5 protein-coding genes, 6 tRNA genes and 9 rRNA genes (1 of these 20 cut by a window edge) are annotated in these 21337 nt (G+C 54.1%); all 20 read right to left on the minus strand.

What is annotated here, in order from left to right; translation table 11 throughout:
• Positions 1-68: 68 nt before the first annotated feature.
• Positions 69-1262: an ABC transporter substrate-binding protein gene (locus F0Q04_RS22535; protein WP_116926540.1), complete on the minus strand. Its 1194-nt coding sequence runs from the start codon at positions 1260-1262 to the stop codon at positions 69-71.
• Positions 1263-1403: 141 nt separating this feature from the next.
• The gene (locus tag F0Q04_RS22540; RefSeq protein ID WP_182343637.1) at positions 1404-3038 is read right to left on the minus strand and encodes a GMC family oxidoreductase; all 1635 of its coding nucleotides are present in this window, start codon (positions 3036-3038) and stop codon (positions 1404-1406) included.
• A gap of 100 nt (positions 3039-3138) precedes the next feature.
• Complete coding sequence (locus F0Q04_RS22545) at positions 3139-3834, minus strand: HAD family hydrolase (RefSeq protein WP_182343638.1); 696 nt, start codon at positions 3832-3834, stop codon at positions 3139-3141.
• A 31-nt stretch (positions 3835-3865) separates the two neighbouring features.
• Positions 3866-4270 carry a YchJ family protein gene (locus tag F0Q04_RS22550; protein ID WP_182343640.1) on the minus strand — a complete coding sequence of 135 codons (405 nt, stop codon included), beginning with the start codon at positions 4268-4270 and terminating at the stop codon, positions 3866-3868.
• A 3-nt stretch (positions 4271-4273) separates the two neighbouring features.
• On the minus strand, positions 4274-4993 hold the full coding sequence (locus tag F0Q04_RS22555; protein ID WP_182343642.1) for a DUF4197 domain-containing protein: 720 nt from the start codon (positions 4991-4993) through the stop codon (positions 4274-4276).
• 180 nt (positions 4994-5173) lie between these two features.
• Positions 5174-5286 (minus strand): 5S ribosomal RNA (gene rrf, locus F0Q04_RS22560).
• Between the two features lie 257 nt (positions 5287-5543).
• Positions 5544-8422: ribosomal RNA gene (locus tag F0Q04_RS22565) — 23S ribosomal RNA — on the minus strand.
• 388 nt (positions 8423-8810) lie between these two features.
• Positions 8811-8886 (minus strand) — tRNA-Ala (locus tag F0Q04_RS22570).
• Between the two features lie 159 nt (positions 8887-9045).
• A tRNA-Ile gene (locus F0Q04_RS22575) sits at positions 9046-9122 on the minus strand.
• A 167-nt stretch (positions 9123-9289) separates the two neighbouring features.
• Positions 9290-10818, minus strand: a 16S ribosomal RNA gene (locus tag F0Q04_RS22580).
• A 369-nt stretch (positions 10819-11187) separates the two neighbouring features.
• Positions 11188-11300: ribosomal RNA gene (gene rrf / locus F0Q04_RS22585) — 5S ribosomal RNA — on the minus strand.
• A 174-nt stretch (positions 11301-11474) separates the two neighbouring features.
• A 23S ribosomal RNA gene (locus tag F0Q04_RS22590) occupies positions 11475-14353 on the minus strand.
• Between the two features lie 388 nt (positions 14354-14741).
• Positions 14742-14817, minus strand: a tRNA-Ala gene (locus F0Q04_RS22595).
• 159 nt (positions 14818-14976) lie between these two features.
• Positions 14977-15053: transfer RNA gene (locus F0Q04_RS22600), tRNA-Ile, on the minus strand.
• A 167-nt stretch (positions 15054-15220) separates the two neighbouring features.
• Positions 15221-16749, minus strand: a 16S ribosomal RNA gene (locus F0Q04_RS22605).
• 369 nt (positions 16750-17118) lie between these two features.
• Positions 17119-17231: ribosomal RNA gene (gene rrf, locus F0Q04_RS22610) — 5S ribosomal RNA — on the minus strand.
• A 174-nt stretch (positions 17232-17405) separates the two neighbouring features.
• Positions 17406-20284 (minus strand): 23S ribosomal RNA (locus F0Q04_RS22615).
• A gap of 388 nt (positions 20285-20672) precedes the next feature.
• A tRNA-Ala gene (locus F0Q04_RS22620) sits at positions 20673-20748 on the minus strand.
• Positions 20749-20907: 159 nt separating this feature from the next.
• Positions 20908-20984, minus strand: a tRNA-Ile gene (locus F0Q04_RS22625).
• Positions 20985-21151: 167 nt separating this feature from the next.
• Positions 21152-21337: ribosomal RNA gene (locus F0Q04_RS22630) — 16S ribosomal RNA — on the minus strand (it continues 1343 nt past the right edge of the window).
• Together the 16S, 23S and 5S rRNA genes with 6 tRNA genes alongside form the textbook arrangement of a ribosomal RNA operon.

The raw sequence follows: 21337 nt of genomic DNA on the forward strand, positions 1-21337 counted from the left end.
ACATTGCCGCTAAAAAAACCAGGCCTGCGCGCCGCATGGGGCGGGCGCAGGCCTGACGAGTCGATGCCTTACTTCTTCAGATCCGCTGGCGTGAGCGACTTGTAGACACTGTCTTCAAAGCGCACCACGTCGCTGCCCTTCCAGCGGGCGAGGTAGAAGTCGCCCACGCTCAGGCCTTCGTGGTTGGTCTTGCTAAAGGGCTTGTCATAGGTCTTGATCACGCCTTCGGTGCTGTTCAGGTTCTCCAGCGCAGCAGCGACCTTCTCGCCATCGGTGCTGTTGGCCTGCTTCATCGCAGCGGCCAGCAGCATCACCGAGTCATAGGCCTGGGCGGCGCAGGGGAAGGTGGTCAGGGTCGGGAAGTTCACACGCACGCGCTGGCCCAGGGCCTTGGTCTTGGCCGAGGTGTCTTCGGTCGTCGAAGCCGCCATGATCAGGTGCTCGGCCAGCTTGGTGCCTGCCATCTTGGGCAGCAAAGAGCTCAGGTTGCCCCAGGTGCCCAAGGTGACGGGCATGTAGTTGATCTTCTCCATGCTGCGCAGCACCTGGGCCGCGCCGTCGGCAATGCCATAGATGATCACGGTGTCAGCTCCTGCCGCCTTGATCTTGTTGAGCTGCGAGGTCATGTCGGTGTCTTTGGGGCCGTACTTCTCGACGGCCACTGGCTTGATGCCGTGCAAGGCCAGAATCTCGGTCGCATCCTTGATGCCGCCCTGGCCGTAGCCGGTGGAATCGGCCAGGATGGCGATCTTCTTGTCCTTCGAGGCCTTGACGGCATAGGCGCCCAGCAGCGCGACCTGCTCGCGGTCCACCATCGAGATGCGGTAGAGGTAGTTCTGCGGCTCCTTGGCGTAGCGCGTGGTGATCTCGGTGGCGGTGCCAATCGGCACGATGACCGGCACCTTCTTTTGCTGCGGAATATGCAGCCAGGCCAGCGCATTGCCAGAGTTGGCCGGGCCCACGATGCCGCTGACCTTTTCGCTGTCGATCAGCTCCTGCACGGTCTGGATGGCCTTGGGCGGCGTGCCCTGGTCATCGCGCACCACCCCGACCAGCTTGCGGCCCATGATGCCGCCGGCTTTGTTGATGTCCTCGATAGCGGCTTCAAAGCCCCAGCGGCCGGAGATGCCCAGCTCGGCCACGCCGCTGGCCGATTGGTCGGCGGTGTAGCCGATCTTGATGTCCTGGGCCTGGGCCGAAAATGCCAAAGTGCTGGCCACCAGCGCCGCAGCCTTCGTCAAACGATAGACGAGCTTGTTCATGTTTGTCTCCTTGCTTTGTTGTCAAATCTCTTGGTCAGCCTCCACCGCACGCACGAGGCCCTTGTCTTGTTCAATATAGCGGCGGATGCCGCAAACGCTCTTCTGGGTTTCTCCTAGGTAAGAGTTCGTAACTACAACCCCTTAGTGGCAGTGCTCGGCCAGCAGCAAATCGGCGGCCTTTTCGGCAATCATCATCGTCGGCGCGCCGGTGTTGCCTGAGGGCATGGCCGGCATCACCGACGCATCGGCCACCCGCAAACCGGTGATGCCATGCACGCGCAGTTGGGGGTCGACCACGGACTGGCCATCGCCGGCTGCGCCCATGCGGCAGGTACCCATGAAGTGCCAGGCTGTACTGCCCCGCTCACGGGCAAACTGCAGCAGTTCCTCGTCCGATTGCAGCTGGGAGGACGGCGCCTCGTCACTGGCCACATAGGGCGCCAAGGCGGCACTGTGCAGCAGGCGACGGGCCTGGCGCAGGCCTTCGACGACCAGGCGCTGGTCGGCCTCATCGTGCAGGTAGTGCGGCTGGATCACCGGGCTGTCCCAGGCATGGGCCGAGGCCAGGCGCACATGGCCCCGGCTCTGCGGCCGCAGCTGGTAAAAGCCCAGGGTCATGCCGGGGAAATCATCGAGCTGGCCGGCAATGCCGGAGGCATAGCTGCCCGGTGAGAAATGGAACTGAAAATCGGCCCGGCCGCCTGGCGCTTGCGCCGATGAAAACGCATAGGCCACCGAAGGGCTGATGGCCAGAATGCTGGGTTTACCAGCCAGCCAGCGCGCCACCTGGCCCCAGAGCCGCCAGCCCCGGGCGGTGGTGTTCAAGGTTGGCGCGTTCTGCACCCGCACGATGGAGCGCAGCATCATATGGTCCTGCAAGCCCTGACCCACGCCCGGCAAGTGCTGCTGCACCGCAATGCCCAGGTCCTGCAGGCGCTGCGCATCACCCAGGCCGGACAGGTTGAGCAGCTTGGGCGAATTGATGGCTCCGGCTGCCACCACCACCTCGCGGCTGGCCTGCAGGCGCCGCACAGGGCCACCCGGTTCGGCCGCGTATTCCACACCGGTAACGCGCGCGCCCTCCATCACCAGGCGGCTGACCTGCGCATGGGCAATCACCCGCAGATTGGCGCGCCCCTTGGCTGGGCGCAAAAAGGCCTTGGCGGCACTGACCCGCCAGCCCCGGTGGATCCAGCGCTGGTAATAGCCAGCGCCCTCCTGCTTGCCCGCGTTGTAGTCCTTGCCTGAGGGAATGCCCTGGCTGGCGGCACCGGCGATGAAGGCGTCGCACAGCGGGTGGCGCCAGTCGCAGTCGGTGATCGGCAACTCGCCTTCCAGCCCCCGGTAGTTCACATCGCAGATGGCCAGGCGCTGCTCGGAGCGCTTGAAGTACGGCAGCACCTCGTCATAGGACCAGCCGGTTGCGCCCTGGGCGGCCCAGTCGTCATAGTCCTGGGCCTGGCCGCGCACATAGTTGAAACCGTTGACGGCACTGGAGCCGCCCAGGGTGCGGCCTAGCTGCGCGACCACCTGGCGGCCCATGGTGGCGGCATCGGGCGCAGTCTTGAAAGGCCAGGTGTAGCGCGGGTTGTAGCCAACCTTGATAAAGCCGGCGGGGATATGGATGTAGGGGTGGTGATCGGGTGGGCCGGCTTCGAGCAGGCAGACCTGGAAGCGGCCCGATGCGCTCAGGCGGTTGGCGAGGATGCAGCCGGCCATGCCGGCACCGACAATGATGAAGTCAAACGCCGCATCCCATTCATGCACAGGCCCCATAACAGCTCCAGGTGGCAAGCAGACGAAAAGTCTAGGTGCAGCCTGGCATCCGGCCTGTCGCGTCAGTGTCCGCCTCTGCGTCTGGGGCGGATCTTAAAGCTCAGACAGCGACGGCCGATGCGCGGGCCACGCGCTGGGGCAGCTCGGCCATATGTTCAAAGAACTGGCTGGCACCGGCTGCGGCCAGATCGGCTTGCGAGCAGACCGCATGCGCTGGCGGGTGGTAGGCCCACACGGTAGCGCCGGCCGCCACACCCGCCTGGGTGCCGGTCACACTGTCTTCGATCACCAGGCAGCGCTGCGGATCGGCGCCCAGCGCGGCAGCCGCGGCCAGGTAGACATCAGGGAAAGGCTTGGTACGCGGCATCTCATGGCCGCTGAAAATGCGCCCTTCAAAATAGGGCAGCAAGCCGGCAATGCGCAGCTGCATCACGATCTTCTTGCGGTCGGCCCCCGAGGCGCAGGCAATCTGCCCGTTGAACTGCGCATGCAGGGCCTTGATGGCCTCCAACGCGCCGTCGATGGCTTTGACATCCTGCTCCAGCGCCACATTGCGGCGCGCATAGAACTCTTCCATCCAGGCATCAGTCAGCGGCTTGCCGGTGTTCGCCTCGATCAAGTCCTTCTGGCTGCGCACCATCTTGCCGATGAACAGCTGCAGGCAATCCTCGGACGACAGCACCCAGCCCGCTTCATTGAGCATCGTGCACAGCACCCGGTTGGTGATGACTTCGCTGTCCACCAACACACCATCGCAATCAAACAGCATGGCCTCGAAGCCTGCATTGGGGTTCATTTTGGGATCCTAGAAAAATGACAGGTGGCGATCAAAATTGGTCACCATCCAGATAAAACCAGCGGCCTTGCTCCTGCACAAAGCGGCTGCGCTCATGCAGGCGCACCGCGCGGCCTTGCAGCTTGTAGCGGGCGACAAACTCCACCTCGGCGTGGTTGTCGTCGACCGGGTCAAAGGCCTTGACCTGCAAGCCCAGCCAGCGGCACTGCGGTTCAAAATCGAGCTGCGATGGGCGGGTCGAGGCATGCCAGGTGGCCAGCAGGTAGGCACGCTCCTCCCGCACAAAGGCGCTGTAACGCGATCGCATCAGATGCTCAGCGTCCGGTGCTGGCATGCGCTCAAAATCGGCAATAAAGCGGCCACAACAGGCGCTGTAGGCAGCACTGGATTCACAAGGGCAGGTGGGCTGCGCGGGCGATGGAGGGTTCTTCGCCATGGCTTAGCGCAGCGCTCCAAAGACCTTGCGCACGGCGGCATTGGCGCTGCCCAGCGGGTTCTGGCGAATCGCGCGCTCTTGCTCGCCAATCACGGCGTAGAGGCCCTCCAAGGTCTTGCCGGTCACATACTGGTTCAGGTCCAGCGCATCGCTGGACACCCCAAAGCTCGATGCCTTGCCCACCAGCTGGTTGTACTGCTGCACCACACCGACCTGGCCGGTCGCCTGGGTCACCACGGGCAAAAAGCGCTGCGTCAATGGCTGGCGCGTCTTGTCCATAAAGAAGGTGGTCACGGAATGGTCCCCGCCGCTCAGAATGCGTTTGGCATCATCGAGGGTCATGCGCTGCACTGCATCCAGCAGCACATCCTTGCCCATCGGCACAGCCAGCTCGGCCGCGCGGTTGATGCCCTGCTCCACCTCATCCACATAGCGGCCCTGGCCAAAGCGGCGCATCATCTTGGCCGCCTCACCCATATAGCCCGGCAGCGGAATGCGCAGCTGGGGGTTGTTGAAAAAGCCCCCGCTTTGGCCCAGCTGGGACACTGCCACCTGCGCGCCCTGGGTCAATGCGGCCTTGATGCCCTGGCTGGCATCGGTATTGCTCAGATCGGCCAGCGAGAGCGCCAAAGCCGGAGACACCCCGCTGGCGCCGCCCAGCAGCGCCAATAAATGCAGCAGACGGCGGCGCTGCGCCTGGCGCAGACAGCTTTGCTCGGTCATGGCAGTCCTTGAAAACACAAACCGCTATTGTGCCAAACACCGGCATTCAGCCGTGCGCCAGGGGTGCTTGCCGGCGCTGCGCGCAATCGCAAAAGATAGTCAGCTCGAGGGGTCAGTATTGGCTGCGCAAAAGAAAAACCCCTCTACTCGGGTAGAGCAGAGGGGTTGATCAGTATAAAAGCCTGACGATGACCTACTTTCACACGGGAATCCGCACTATCATCGGCGCGAAGTCGTTTCACTGTCCTGTTCGGGATGGGAAGGAGTGGTACCAACTTGCTATGGTCATCAGGCATAACTTTTTGCTCCTTGGCGGCTTTGCGCTGATCGGTCGATCAGGGCATTGCTGCTTTTGAAGCGAATTCATAGAGTCGGCATCAAGCTTTGGAGCTTGGTGCTATCAGCGTTTTATTTGATTGCGCCGACCTGAGCCAGTGATTGTAACACGCTGTGGTGTTCATCATTGTCTGATCTCAAGTCTTTGGCATAACTGCAGTTGCAGTGTTCTTTGCATTGGGCCCCATCTAAGGGCGGGGCCAATCAAAGTTATAGGGTCAAGCCGCACGAGCAATTAGTATTGGTTAGCTTAACGCATTGCTGCGCTTCCACACCCAACCTATCAACGTCCTGGTCTAGAACGACTCTTCAGGGGGGTCAAGCCCCCGGCAGATCTCATCTTGGAACGAGTTTCCCGCTTAGATGCTTTCAGCGGTTATCTCTTCCACACATAGCTACTCGGCAATGCCACTGGCGTGACAACCGATACACCAGAGGTGTGTCCACTCCGGTCCTCTCGTACTAGGAGCAGGCTTCCTCAAATCTGCAGCGCCCACGGAAGATAGGGACCAAACTGTCTCACGACGTTTTAAACCCAGCTCACGTACCTCTTTAAATGGCGAACAGCCATACCCTTGGGACCGACTACAGCCCCAGGATGAGATGAGCCGACATCGAGGTGCCAAACACCGCCGTCGATATGAACTCTTGGGCGGTATCAGCCTGTTATCCCCAGAGTACCTTTTATCCGTTGAGCGATGGCCCTTCCATACAGAACCACCGGATCACTATGTCCTGCTTTCGCATCTGCTCGACTTGTCAGTCTCGCAGTTAAGCACGCTTATGCCATTGCACTATCGTCACGATGTCCGACCGTAACTAGCGTACCTTCGAACTCCTCCGTTACGCTTTGGGAGGAGACCGCCCCAGTCAAACTGCCTACCATGCACTGTCCCCGATCCAGATAATGGACCAAGGTTAGAACCTCAAACACACCAGGGTGGTATTTCAACGTTGGCTCCATGAGAACTAGCATCCTCACTTCAAAGCCTCCCACCTATCCTACACAGATCTGTTCAAAGTCCAATACAAAGCTACAGTAAAGGTTCATGGGGTCTTTCCGTCTTTCCGCGGGGAGATTGCATCATCACAAACATTTCAACTTCGCTGAGTCTCAGGAGGAGACAGTGTGGCCATCGTTACGCCATTCGTGCAGGTCGGAACTTACCCGACAAGGAATTTCGCTACCTTAGGACCGTTATAGTTACGGCCGCCGTTTACTGGGACTTCAATCAAGAGCTTGCACCCCATCATTTAATCTTCCAGCACCGGGCAGGCGTCACACCCTATACGTCCACTTTCGTGTTTGCAGAGTGCTGTGTTTTTATTAAACAGTCGCAGCCACCTATTCTTTGCAACCCCGTTTAGCTCCGTTTGTACAACTTCACTTACTGAGGGCACACCTTCTCCCGAAGTTACGGTGTCAATTTGCCGAGTTCCTTCTCCTGAGTTCTCTCAAGCGCCTTAGAATACTCATCTCGCGCACCAGTGTCGGTTTGCGGTACGGTCGTGTGTAGCTGAAGCTTAGTGGCTTTTCCTGGAAGCTGGGTATCACTCACTTCGTCTGCAAGCAGACCCGTTATCACCCCTCATCTTAGCCCGGCGGATTTGCCTACCGAGCACGACTACAGGCTTGAACCAACATATCCAACAGTTGGCTGAGCTAACCTTCTTCGTCCCCACATCGCACTACACATCGGTACGGGAATATTGACCCGTTTCCCATCAGTTACGCATCTCTGCCTCACCTTAGGGGCCGACTTACTCTACGCCGATGAACGTTGCGTAGAAAACCTTGCGCTTACGGCGAGCGGGCTTTTCACCCGCTTTAACGCTACTCATGTCAGCATTCGCACTTCTGATACCTCCAGCATCCGTTACCAGACACCTTCACAGGCTTACAGAACGCTCTCCTACCACGCACAGTAAAACTGTGCATCCGCAGCTTCGGTAACTGGCTTAGCCCCGTTACATCTTCCGCGCAGGACGACTCGATCAGTGAGCTATTACGCTTTCTTTAAATGATGGCTGCTTCTAAGCCAACATCCTGACTGTTTTAGCCTTCCCACTTCGTTTCCCACTTAGCCCGTTTTAGGGACCTTAGCTGGCGGTCTGGGTTGTTTCCCTCTTGAGTCCGGACGTTAGCACCCGGTGCTCTGTCTCCCAAGCTGTACTCTGCGGTATTCGGAGTTTGCATAGGTTTGGTAAGTCGCCATGACCCCCTAGCCTAAACAGTGCTCTACCCCCGCAGGTAATACTTGAGGCACTACCTAAATAGTTTTCGGAGAGAACCAGCTATTTCCAAGTTTGTTTAGCCTTTCACCCCTATCCACAGCTCATCCCCTAGTTTTGCAACACTAGTGGGTTCGGACCTCCAGTACCTGTTACGGCACCTTCATCCTGGCCATGGATAGATCACTTGGTTTCGGGTCTACACCCAGCGACTTGTCGCCCTATTCGGACTCGATTTCTCTACGCCTTCCCTATTCGGTTAAGCTTGCCACTGAATGTAAGTCGCTGACCCATTATACAAAAGGTACGCCGTCACCCCTAAGGGCTCCGACTTTTTGTAAGCATGCGGTTTCAGGATCTATTTCACTCCCCTCCCGGGGTTCTTTTCGCCTTTCCCTCACGGTACTTGTTCACTATCGGTCGATGATGAGTATTTAGCCTTGGAGGATGGTCCCCCCATATTCAGACAGGGTTTCTCGTGCCCCGCCCTACTTGTCTGCAGCCTAGTACCACCAATGCGTTTTCACATACGGGGCTATCACCCACTATGGCCGGACTTTCCATTCCGTTTTGTTAACACACTGACTATCACTGCAAGGCTCTTCCGAATTCGCTCGCCACTACTATCGGAATCTCGGTTGATGTCTTTTCCTCTGGGTACTTAGATGTTTCAGTTCTCCAGGTTCGCTTCGACAACCTATGTATTCAGTTGCCGATACCTATTGCTAGGTGGGTTCCCCCATTCAGAAATCTCCGGATCAAAGTTTATTTGCCAACTCCCCGAAGCTTATCGCAGGCTATCACGTCTTTCGTCGCCTATCATCGCCAAGGCATCCACCACATGCTCTTAGTCACTTGACCCTATAACTTTGACATCTATCTCTAGATCTCAAGCCAAGAACCCAAGCAACTGCTTTGCGAGGTCTCTCACCTCGCGCGTTATGCCGTAATGTGAATATCTTTGCTGTAGACCTGGTCGCCCAAGTCCACATTCTTGAAGAATATTCGTCATTACTGAATAAAAATTGCTCTCGCAAAGTTTCATTCGTTTTGACGCAATCAAATTGTTGCTGGTGGCACGGTCTGCACTAAACCTTTACGAATGTGCAGTTTCCACCAGCAACGCTGATTTTCGACTCTATGAATTTTTAAAGAACAGCCGTGTTGATCCGGGAATCCGGAATCAACAACAAAACAGTCTCTTGCGAAACCGCTTTGGTGTTGAGTGATAAGTTATCAGTAAAAGTATTGGTGGAGGATGACGGGATCGAACCGACGACCCCCTGCTTGCAAAGCAGGTGCTCTCCCAGCTGAGCTAATCCCCCTGATTGCCTATAGCCGGCGCATTGCTTCGTTGCCCGCTGCTCACACACATCAGTGTGCTTCGCATCAGACGCCTCGCACTGCTTGGCTCTAGTCAATCAGAATCTACTCCGATTAACCAAAGCGGCATAAGCTCAACCTCTAAATCCGTTGGAATCTAATGGTGGGTCTAGTTGGGCTCGAACCAACGACCCCTGCGTTATCAACACAGTGCTCTAACCAGCTGAGCTACAGACCCATTCCACGCAGCGAGCTCTTGTGAGCTAGCCACCTGGCTTGTGTTCCAACAACCGATAAGTGTGGGCGTTCAATCTTGATTGCTTTTTTGGCTCCTGCCGTGCCGATGGCACTTAACTTTGTTTGCACAAAGTTAGCATCCACCGAAACAGCGAAGCTGTTTTCCAGAAAGGAGGTGATCCAGCCGCACCTTCCGATACGGCTACCTTGTTACGACTTCACCCCAGTCACGAACCCCGCCGTGGTAAGCGCCCTCCTTGCGGTTAGGCTACCTACTTCTGGCGAGACCCGCTCCCATGGTGTGACGGGCGGTGTGTACAAGACCCGGGAACGTATTCACCGTGACATTCTGATCCACGATTACTAGCGATTCCGACTTCACGCAGTCGAGTTGCAGACTGCGATCCGGACTACGACTGGCTTTATGGGATTAGCTCCCCCTCGCGGGTTGGCAACCCTTTGTACCAGCCATTGTATGACGTGTGTAGCCCCACCTATAAGGGCCATGAGGACTTGACGTCATCCCCACCTTCCTCCGGTTTGTCACCGGCAGTCCCATTAGAGTGCCCTTTCGTAGCAACTAATGGCAAGGGTTGCGCTCGTTGCGGGACTTAACCCAACATCTCACGACACGAGCTGACGACAGCCATGCAGCACCTGTGTTACGGTTCTCTTTCGAGCACATGTCCATCTCTGGTCACTTCCGTACATGTCAAAGGTGGGTAAGGTTTTTCGCGTTGCATCGAATTAAACCACATCATCCACCGCTTGTGCGGGTCCCCGTCAATTCCTTTGAGTTTCAACCTTGCGGCCGTACTCCCCAGGCGGTCAACTTCACGCGTTAGCTTCGTTACTGAGAAAGTTAATTCCCAACAACCAGTTGACATCGTTTAGGGCGTGGACTACCAGGGTATCTAATCCTGTTTGCTCCCCACGCTTTCGTGCATGAGCGTCAGTACAGGTCCAGGGGATTGCCTTCGCCATCGGTGTTCCTCCGCATATCTACGCATTTCACTGCTACACGCGGAATTCCATCCCCCTCTACCGTACTCTAGCTATGCAGTCACAAAGGCCGTTCCCAGGTTGAGCCCGGGGATTTCACCTCTGTCTTACATAACCGCCTGCGCACGCTTTACGCCCAGTAATTCCGATTAACGCTCGCACCCTACGTATTACCGCGGCTGCTGGCACGTAGTTAGCCGGTGCTTATTCTTACGGTACCGTCATCACTCTCCTTTATTAGAAGAGAGCTTTTCGTTCCGTACAAAAGTAGTTTACAACCCGAGGGCCTTCATCCTACACGCGGCATTGCTGGATCAGGCTTTCGCCCATTGTCCAAAATTCCCCACTGCTGCCTCCCGTAGGAGTCTGGGCCGTGTCTCAGTCCCAGTGTGGCTGGTCGTCCTCTCAGACCAGCTACAGATCGTCGGCTTGGTAAGCTTTTATCCCACCAACTACCTAATCTGCCATCAGCCGCTCTAGTAGCGCAAGGCCCGAAGGTCCCCTGCTTTCATCCTTAGATCTCATGCGGTATTAGCTACTCTTTCGAGTAGTTATCCCCCACTACTAGGCACGTTCCGATGTGTTACTCACCCGTTCGCCACTCGTCAGCATCCGAAGACCTGTTACCGTTCGACTTGCATGTGTAAAGCATGCCGCCAGCGTTCAATCTGAGCCAGGATCAAACTCTATAGTTCGATCTTGAATTTAAAGTCTCTCGACTACTCACTCACTTGACGGAATAAAAAAGATCCTAAGATCTTCATCATTACTGTTTAAAGTGAGCGCTTGTTTTGCTCCGAAGAACATATGGCAATCGCCACCAAACGCCCACGCTTATCGGCTGTTAATTTTTAAAGACCTGACCCAAGAGCCTCAACCCTCAGATCCCCTTCGCCGCGATCAGCGAAGCCTTGTATTGTAGCACAGCTTTTTCTGCACTCCAGAACGTTTTCACGTTTTCTTCTCAACTCTTGCAGCTCACCGACCCTTGGGCCTGGCACGCTACTCTTTTAAGAGCAGAGAAGAAAACGTCCAGCTAGTTGCTGGACGTTTTCAGTATAAAAGCCTGACGATGACCTACTTTCACACGGGAATCCGCACTATCATCGGCGCGAAGTCGTTTCACTGTCCTGTTCGGGATGGGAAGGAGTGGTACCAACTTGCTATGGTCATCAGGCATAACTTTTTGCTCCTTGGCGGCTTTGCGCTGATCGGTCGATCAGGGCATTGCTGCTTTTGAAGCGAATTCATAGAGTCTTATCAGCTAAATTTGATTGCGCTTTGGGCATAACTGCAGTTGCAGTGTTCTTTGCATTGGGCCCCATCTAAGGGCGGGGCCAATCAAAGTTATAGGGTCAAGCCGCACGAGCAATTAGTATTGGTTAGCTTAACGCATTGCTGCGCTTCCACACCCAACCTATCAACGTCCTGGTCTAGAACGACTCTTCAGGGGGGTCAAGCCCCCGGCAGATCTCATCTTGGAACGAGTTTCCCGCTTAGATGCTTTCAGCGGTTATCTCTTCCACACATAGCTACTCGGCAATGCCACTGGCGTGACAACCGATACACCAGAGGTGTGTCCACTCCGGTCCTCTCGTACTAGGAGCAGGCTTCCTCAAATCTGCAGCGCCCACGGAAGATAGGGACCAAACTGTCTCACGACGTTTTAAACCCAGCTCACGTACCTCTTTAAATGGCGAACAGCCATACCCTTGGGACCGACTACAGCCCCAGGATGAGATGAGCCGACATCGAGGTGCCAAACACCGCCGTCGATATGAACTCTTGGGCGGTATCAGCCTGTTATCCCCAGAGTACCTTTTATCCGTTGAGCGATGGCCCTTCCATACAGAACCACCGGATCACTATGTCCTGCTTTCGCATCTGCTCGACTTGTCAGTCTCGCAGTTAAGCACGCTTATGCCATTGCACTATCGTCACGATGTCCGACCGTAACTAGCGTACCTTCGAACTCCTCCGTTACGCTTTGGGAGGAGACCGCCCCAGTCAAACTGCCTACCATGCACTGTCCCCGATCCAGATAATGGACCAAGGTTAGAACCTCAAACACACCAGGGTGGTATTTCAACGTTGGCTCCATGAGAACTAGCATCCTCACTTCAAAGCCTCCCACCTATCCTACACAGATCTGTTCAAAGTCCAATACAAAGCTACAGTAAAGGTTCATGGGGTCTTTCCGTCTTTCCGCGGGGAGATTGCATCATCACAAACATTTCAACTTCGCTGAGTCTCAGGAGGAGACAGTGTGGCCATCGTTACGCCATTCGTGCAGGTCGGAACTTACCCGACAAGGAATTTCGCTACCTTAGGACCGTTATAGTTACGGCCGCCGTTTACTGGGACTTCAATCAAGAGCTTGCACCCCATCATTTAATCTTCCAGCACCGGGCAGGCGTCACACCCTATACGTCCACTTTCGTGTTTGCAGAGTGCTGTGTTTTTATTAAACAGTCGCAGCCACCTATTCTTTGCAACCCCGTTTAGCTCCGTTTGTACAACTTCACTTACTGAGGGCACACCTTCTCCCGAAGTTACGGTGTCAATTTGCCGAGTTCCTTCTCCTGAGTTCTCTCAAGCGCCTTAGAATACTCATCTCGCGCACCAGTGTCGGTTTGCGGTACGGTCGTGTGTAGCTGAAGCTTAGTGGCTTTTCCTGGAAGCTGGGTATCACTCACTTCGTCTGCAAGCAGACCCGTTATCACCCCTCATCTTAGCCCGGCGGATTTGCCTACCGAGCACGACTACAGGCTTGAACCAACATATCCAACAGTTGGCTGAGCTAACCTTCTTCGTCCCCACATCGCACTACACATCGGTACGGGAATATTGACCCGTTTCCCATCAGTTACGCATCTCTGCCTCACCTTAGGGGCCGACTTACTCTACGCCGATGAACGTTGCGTAGAAAACCTTGCGCTTACGGCGAGCGGGCTTTTCACCCGCTTTAACGCTACTCATGTCAGCATTCGCACTTCTGATACCTCCAGCATCCGTTACCAGACACCTTCACAGGCTTACAGAACGCTCTCCTACCACGCACAGTAAAACTGTGCATCCGCAGCTTCGGTAACTGGCTTAGCCCCGTTACATCTTCCGCGCAGGACGACTCGATCAGTGAGCTATTACGCTTTCTTTAAATGATGGCTGCTTCTAAGCCAACATCCTGACTGTTTTAGCCTTCCCACTTCGTTTCCCACTTAGCCCGTTTTAGGGACCTTAGCTGGCGGTCTGGGTTGTTTCCCTCTTGAGTCCGGACGTTAGCACCCGGTGCTCTGTCTCCCAAGCTGTACTCTGCGGTATTCGGAGTTTGCATAGGTTTGGTAAGTCGCCATGACCCCCTAGCCTAAACAGTGCTCTACCCCCGCAGGTAATACTTGAGGCACTACCTAAATAGTTTTCGGAGAGAACCAGCTATTTCCAAGTTTGTTTAGCCTTTCACCCCTATCCACAGCTCATCCCCTAGTTTTGCAACACTAGTGGGTTCGGACCTCCAGTACCTGTTACGGCACCTTCATCCTGGCCATGGATAGATCACTTGGTTTCGGGTCTACACCCAGCGACTTGTCGCCCTATTCGGACTCGATTTCTCTACGCCTTCCCTATTCGGTTAAGCTTGCCACTGAATGTAAGTCGCTGACCCATTATACAAAAGGTACGCCGTCACCCCTAAGGGCTCCGACTTTTTGTAAGCATGCGGTTTCAGGATCTATTTCACTCCCCTCCCGGGGTTCTTTTCGCCTTTCCCTCACGGTACTTGTTCACTATCGGTCGATGATGAGTATTTAGCCTTGGAGGATGGTCCCCCCATATTCAGACAGGGTTTCTCGTGCCCCGCCCTACTTGTCTGCAGCCTAGTACCACCAATGCGTTTTCACATACGGGGCTATCACCCACTATGGCCGGACTTTCCATTCCGTTTTGTTAACACACTGACTATCACTGCAAGGCTCTTCCGAATTCGCTCGCCACTACTATCGGAATCTCGGTTGATGTCTTTTCCTCTGGGTACTTAGATGTTTCAGTTCTCCAGGTTCGCTTCGACAACCTATGTATTCAGTTGCCGATACCTATTGCTAGGTGGGTTCCCCCATTCAGAAATCTCCGGATCAAAGTTTATTTGCCAACTCCCCGAAGCTTATCGCAGGCTATCACGTCTTTCGTCGCCTATCATCGCCAAGGCATCCACCACATGCTCTTAGTCACTTGACCCTATAACTTTGACATCTATCTCTAGATCTCAAGCCAAGAACCCAAGCAACTGCTTTGCGAGGTCTCTCACCTCGCGCGTTATGCCGTAATGTGAATATCTTTGCTGTAGACCTGGTCGCCCAAGTCCACATTCTTGAAGAATATTCGTCATTACTGAATAAAAATTGCTCTCGCAAAGTTTCATTCGTTTTGACGCAATCAAATTGTTGCTGGTGGCACGGTCTGCACTAAACCTTTACGAATGTGCAGTTTCCACCAGCAACGCTGATTTTCGACTCTATGAATTTTTAAAGAACAGCCGTGTTGATCCGGGAATCCGGAATCAACAACAAAACAGTCTCTTGCGAAACCGCTTTGGTGTTGAGTGATAAGTTATCAGTAAAAGTATTGGTGGAGGATGACGGGATCGAACCGACGACCCCCTGCTTGCAAAGCAGGTGCTCTCCCAGCTGAGCTAATCCCCCTGATTGCCTATAGCCGGCGCATTGCTTCGTTGCCCGCTGCTCACACACATCAGTGTGCTTCGCATCAGACGCCTCGCACTGCTTGGCTCTAGTCAATCAGAATCTACTCCGATTAACCAAAGCGGCATAAGCTCAACCTCTAAATCCGTTGGAATCTAATGGTGGGTCTAGTTGGGCTCGAACCAACGACCCCTGCGTTATCAACACAGTGCTCTAACCAGCTGAGCTACAGACCCATTCCACGCAGCGAGCTCTTGTGAGCTAGCCACCTGGCTTGTGTTCCAACAACCGATAAGTGTGGGCGTTCAATCTTGATTGCTTTTTTGGCTCCTGCCGTGCCGATGGCACTTAACTTTGTTTGCACAAAGTTAGCATCCACCGAAACAGCGAAGCTGTTTTCCAGAAAGGAGGTGATCCAGCCGCACCTTCCGATACGGCTACCTTGTTACGACTTCACCCCAGTCACGAACCCCGCCGTGGTAAGCGCCCTCCTTGCGGTTAGGCTACCTACTTCTGGCGAGACCCGCTCCCATGGTGTGACGGGCGGTGTGTACAAGACCCGGGAACGTATTCACCGTGACATTCTGATCCACGATTACTAGCGATTCCGACTTCACGCAGTCGAGTTGCAGACTGCGATCCGGACTACGACTGGCTTTATGGGATTAGCTCCCCCTCGCGGGTTGGCAACCCTTTGTACCAGCCATTGTATGACGTGTGTAGCCCCACCTATAAGGGCCATGAGGACTTGACGTCATCCCCACCTTCCTCCGGTTTGTCACCGGCAGTCCCATTAGAGTGCCCTTTCGTAGCAACTAATGGCAAGGGTTGCGCTCGTTGCGGGACTTAACCCAACATCTCACGACACGAGCTGACGACAGCCATGCAGCACCTGTGTTACGGTTCTCTTTCGAGCACATGTCCATCTCTGGTCACTTCCGTACATGTCAAAGGTGGGTAAGGTTTTTCGCGTTGCATCGAATTAAACCACATCATCCACCGCTTGTGCGGGTCCCCGTCAATTCCTTTGAGTTTCAACCTTGCGGCCGTACTCCCCAGGCGGTCAACTTCACGCGTTAGCTTCGTTACTGAGAAAGTTAATTCCCAACAACCAGTTGACATCGTTTAGGGCGTGGACTACCAGGGTATCTAATCCTGTTTGCTCCCCACGCTTTCGTGCATGAGCGTCAGTACAGGTCCAGGGGATTGCCTTCGCCATCGGTGTTCCTCCGCATATCTACGCATTTCACTGCTACACGCGGAATTCCATCCCCCTCTACCGTACTCTAGCTATGCAGTCACAAAGGCCGTTCCCAGGTTGAGCCCGGGGATTTCACCTCTGTCTTACATAACCGCCTGCGCACGCTTTACGCCCAGTAATTCCGATTAACGCTCGCACCCTACGTATTACCGCGGCTGCTGGCACGTAGTTAGCCGGTGCTTATTCTTACGGTACCGTCATCACTCTCCTTTATTAGAAGAGAGCTTTTCGTTCCGTACAAAAGTAGTTTACAACCCGAGGGCCTTCATCCTACACGCGGCATTGCTGGATCAGGCTTTCGCCCATTGTCCAAAATTCCCCACTGCTGCCTCCCGTAGGAGTCTGGGCCGTGTCTCAGTCCCAGTGTGGCTGGTCGTCCTCTCAGACCAGCTACAGATCGTCGGCTTGGTAAGCTTTTATCCCACCAACTACCTAATCTGCCATCAGCCGCTCTAGTAGCGCAAGGCCCGAAGGTCCCCTGCTTTCATCCTTAGATCTCATGCGGTATTAGCTACTCTTTCGAGTAGTTATCCCCCACTACTAGGCACGTTCCGATGTGTTACTCACCCGTTCGCCACTCGTCAGCATCCGAAGACCTGTTACCGTTCGACTTGCATGTGTAAAGCATGCCGCCAGCGTTCAATCTGAGCCAGGATCAAACTCTATAGTTCGATCTTGAATTTAAAGTCTCTCGACTACTCACTCACTTGACGGAATAAAAAAGATCCTAAGATCTTCATCATTACTGTTTAAAGTGAGCGCTTGTTTTGCTCCGAAGAACATATGGCAATCGCCACCAAACGCCCACGCTTATCGGCTGTTAATTTTTAAAGACCTGACCCAAGAGCCTCAACCCTCAGATCCCCTTCGCCGCGATCAGCGAAGCCTTGTATTGTAGCACAGCTTTTTCTGCACTCCAGAACGTTTTCACGTTTTCTTCTCAACTCTTGCAGCTCACCGACCCTTGGGCCTGGCACGCTACTCTTTTAAGAGCAGAGAAGAAAACGTCCAGCTAGTTGCTGGACGTTTTCAGTATAAAAGCCTGACGATGACCTACTTTCACACGGGAATCCGCACTATCATCGGCGCGAAGTCGTTTCACTGTCCTGTTCGGGATGGGAAGGAGTGGTACCAACTTGCTATGGTCATCAGGCATAACTTTTTGCTCCTTGGCGGCTTTGCGCTGATCGGTCGATCAGGGCATTGCTGCTTTTGAAGCGAATTCATAGAGTCTTATCAGCTAAATTTGATTGCGCTTTGGGCATAACTGCAGTTGCAGTGTTCTTTGCATTGGGCCCCATCTAAGGGCGGGGCCAATCAAAGTTATAGGGTCAAGCCGCACGAGCAATTAGTATTGGTTAGCTTAACGCATTGCTGCGCTTCCACACCCAACCTATCAACGTCCTGGTCTAGAACGACTCTTCAGGGGGGTCAAGCCCCCGGCAGATCTCATCTTGGAACGAGTTTCCCGCTTAGATGCTTTCAGCGGTTATCTCTTCCACACATAGCTACTCGGCAATGCCACTGGCGTGACAACCGATACACCAGAGGTGTGTCCACTCCGGTCCTCTCGTACTAGGAGCAGGCTTCCTCAAATCTGCAGCGCCCACGGAAGATAGGGACCAAACTGTCTCACGACGTTTTAAACCCAGCTCACGTACCTCTTTAAATGGCGAACAGCCATACCCTTGGGACCGACTACAGCCCCAGGATGAGATGAGCCGACATCGAGGTGCCAAACACCGCCGTCGATATGAACTCTTGGGCGGTATCAGCCTGTTATCCCCAGAGTACCTTTTATCCGTTGAGCGATGGCCCTTCCATACAGAACCACCGGATCACTATGTCCTGCTTTCGCATCTGCTCGACTTGTCAGTCTCGCAGTTAAGCACGCTTATGCCATTGCACTATCGTCACGATGTCCGACCGTAACTAGCGTACCTTCGAACTCCTCCGTTACGCTTTGGGAGGAGACCGCCCCAGTCAAACTGCCTACCATGCACTGTCCCCGATCCAGATAATGGACCAAGGTTAGAACCTCAAACACACCAGGGTGGTATTTCAACGTTGGCTCCATGAGAACTAGCATCCTCACTTCAAAGCCTCCCACCTATCCTACACAGATCTGTTCAAAGTCCAATACAAAGCTACAGTAAAGGTTCATGGGGTCTTTCCGTCTTTCCGCGGGGAGATTGCATCATCACAAACATTTCAACTTCGCTGAGTCTCAGGAGGAGACAGTGTGGCCATCGTTACGCCATTCGTGCAGGTCGGAACTTACCCGACAAGGAATTTCGCTACCTTAGGACCGTTATAGTTACGGCCGCCGTTTACTGGGACTTCAATCAAGAGCTTGCACCCCATCATTTAATCTTCCAGCACCGGGCAGGCGTCACACCCTATACGTCCACTTTCGTGTTTGCAGAGTGCTGTGTTTTTATTAAACAGTCGCAGCCACCTATTCTTTGCAACCCCGTTTAGCTCCGTTTGTACAACTTCACTTACTGAGGGCACACCTTCTCCCGAAGTTACGGTGTCAATTTGCCGAGTTCCTTCTCCTGAGTTCTCTCAAGCGCCTTAGAATACTCATCTCGCGCACCAGTGTCGGTTTGCGGTACGGTCGTGTGTAGCTGAAGCTTAGTGGCTTTTCCTGGAAGCTGGGTATCACTCACTTCGTCTGCAAGCAGACCCGTTATCACCCCTCATCTTAGCCCGGCGGATTTGCCTACCGAGCACGACTACAGGCTTGAACCAACATATCCAACAGTTGGCTGAGCTAACCTTCTTCGTCCCCACATCGCACTACACATCGGTACGGGAATATTGACCCGTTTCCCATCAGTTACGCATCTCTGCCTCACCTTAGGGGCCGACTTACTCTACGCCGATGAACGTTGCGTAGAAAACCTTGCGCTTACGGCGAGCGGGCTTTTCACCCGCTTTAACGCTACTCATGTCAGCATTCGCACTTCTGATACCTCCAGCATCCGTTACCAGACACCTTCACAGGCTTACAGAACGCTCTCCTACCACGCACAGTAAAACTGTGCATCCGCAGCTTCGGTAACTGGCTTAGCCCCGTTACATCTTCCGCGCAGGACGACTCGATCAGTGAGCTATTACGCTTTCTTTAAATGATGGCTGCTTCTAAGCCAACATCCTGACTGTTTTAGCCTTCCCACTTCGTTTCCCACTTAGCCCGTTTTAGGGACCTTAGCTGGCGGTCTGGGTTGTTTCCCTCTTGAGTCCGGACGTTAGCACCCGGTGCTCTGTCTCCCAAGCTGTACTCTGCGGTATTCGGAGTTTGCATAGGTTTGGTAAGTCGCCATGACCCCCTAGCCTAAACAGTGCTCTACCCCCGCAGGTAATACTTGAGGCACTACCTAAATAGTTTTCGGAGAGAACCAGCTATTTCCAAGTTTGTTTAGCCTTTCACCCCTATCCACAGCTCATCCCCTAGTTTTGCAACACTAGTGGGTTCGGACCTCCAGTACCTGTTACGGCACCTTCATCCTGGCCATGGATAGATCACTTGGTTTCGGGTCTACACCCAGCGACTTGTCGCCCTATTCGGACTCGATTTCTCTACGCCTTCCCTATTCGGTTAAGCTTGCCACTGAATGTAAGTCGCTGACCCATTATACAAAAGGTACGCCGTCACCCCTAAGGGCTCCGACTTTTTGTAAGCATGCGGTTTCAGGATCTATTTCACTCCCCTCCCGGGGTTCTTTTCGCCTTTCCCTCACGGTACTTGTTCACTATCGGTCGATGATGAGTATTTAGCCTTGGAGGATGGTCCCCCCATATTCAGACAGGGTTTCTCGTGCCCCGCCCTACTTGTCTGCAGCCTAGTACCACCAATGCGTTTTCACATACGGGGCTATCACCCACTATGGCCGGACTTTCCATTCCGTTTTGTTAACACACTGACTATCACTGCAAGGCTCTTCCGAATTCGCTCGCCACTACTATCGGAATCTCGGTTGATGTCTTTTCCTCTGGGTACTTAGATGTTTCAGTTCTCCAGGTTCGCTTCGACAACCTATGTATTCAGTTGCCGATACCTATTGCTAGGTGGGTTCCCCCATTCAGAAATCTCCGGATCAAAGTTTATTTGCCAACTCCCCGAAGCTTATCGCAGGCTATCACGTCTTTCGTCGCCTATCATCGCCAAGGCATCCACCACATGCTCTTAGTCACTTGACCCTATAACTTTGACATCTATCTCTAGATCTCAAGCCAAGAACCCAAGCAACTGCTTTGCGAGGTCTCTCACCTCGCGCGTTATGCCGTAATGTGAATATCTTTGCTGTAGACCTGGTCGCCCAAGTCCACATTCTTGAAGAATATTCGTCATTACTGAATAAAAATTGCTCTCGCAAAGTTTCATTCGTTTTGACGCAATCAAATTGTTGCTGGTGGCACGGTCTGCACTAAACCTTTACGAATGTGCAGTTTCCACCAGCAACGCTGATTTTCGACTCTATGAATTTTTAAAGAACAGCCGTGTTGATCCGGGAATCCGGAATCAACAACAAAACAGTCTCTTGCGAAACCGCTTTGGTGTTGAGTGATAAGTTATCAGTAAAAGTATTGGTGGAGGATGACGGGATCGAACCGACGACCCCCTGCTTGCAAAGCAGGTGCTCTCCCAGCTGAGCTAATCCCCCTGATTGCCTATAGCCGGCGCATTGCTTCGTTGCCCGCTGCTCACACACATCAGTGTGCTTCGCATCAGACGCCTCGCACTGCTTGGCTCTAGTCAATCAGAATCTACTCCGATTAACCAAAGCGGCATAAGCTCAACCTCTAAATCCGTTGGAATCTAATGGTGGGTCTAGTTGGGCTCGAACCAACGACCCCTGCGTTATCAACACAGTGCTCTAACCAGCTGAGCTACAGACCCATTCCACGCAGCGAGCTCTTGTGAGCTAGCCACCTGGCTTGTGTTCCAACAACCGATAAGTGTGGGCGTTCAATCTTGATTGCTTTTTTGGCTCCTGCCGTGCCGATGGCACTTAACTTTGTTTGCACAAAGTTAGCATCCACCGAAACAGCGAAGCTGTTTTCCAGAAAGGAGGTGATCCAGCCGCACCTTCCGATACGGCTACCTTGTTACGACTTCACCCCAGTCACGAACCCCGCCGTGGTAAGCGCCCTCCTTGCGGTTAGGCTACCTACTTCTGGCGAGACCCGCTCCCATGGTGTGACGGGCGGTGTGTACAAGACCCGGGAACGTATTCACCGTGACATTCTGAT

It is taken from the genome of Comamonas koreensis, assembly GCF_014076495.1.
Classification (GTDB): domain Bacteria; phylum Pseudomonadota; class Gammaproteobacteria; order Burkholderiales; family Burkholderiaceae_C; genus Comamonas; species Comamonas squillarum.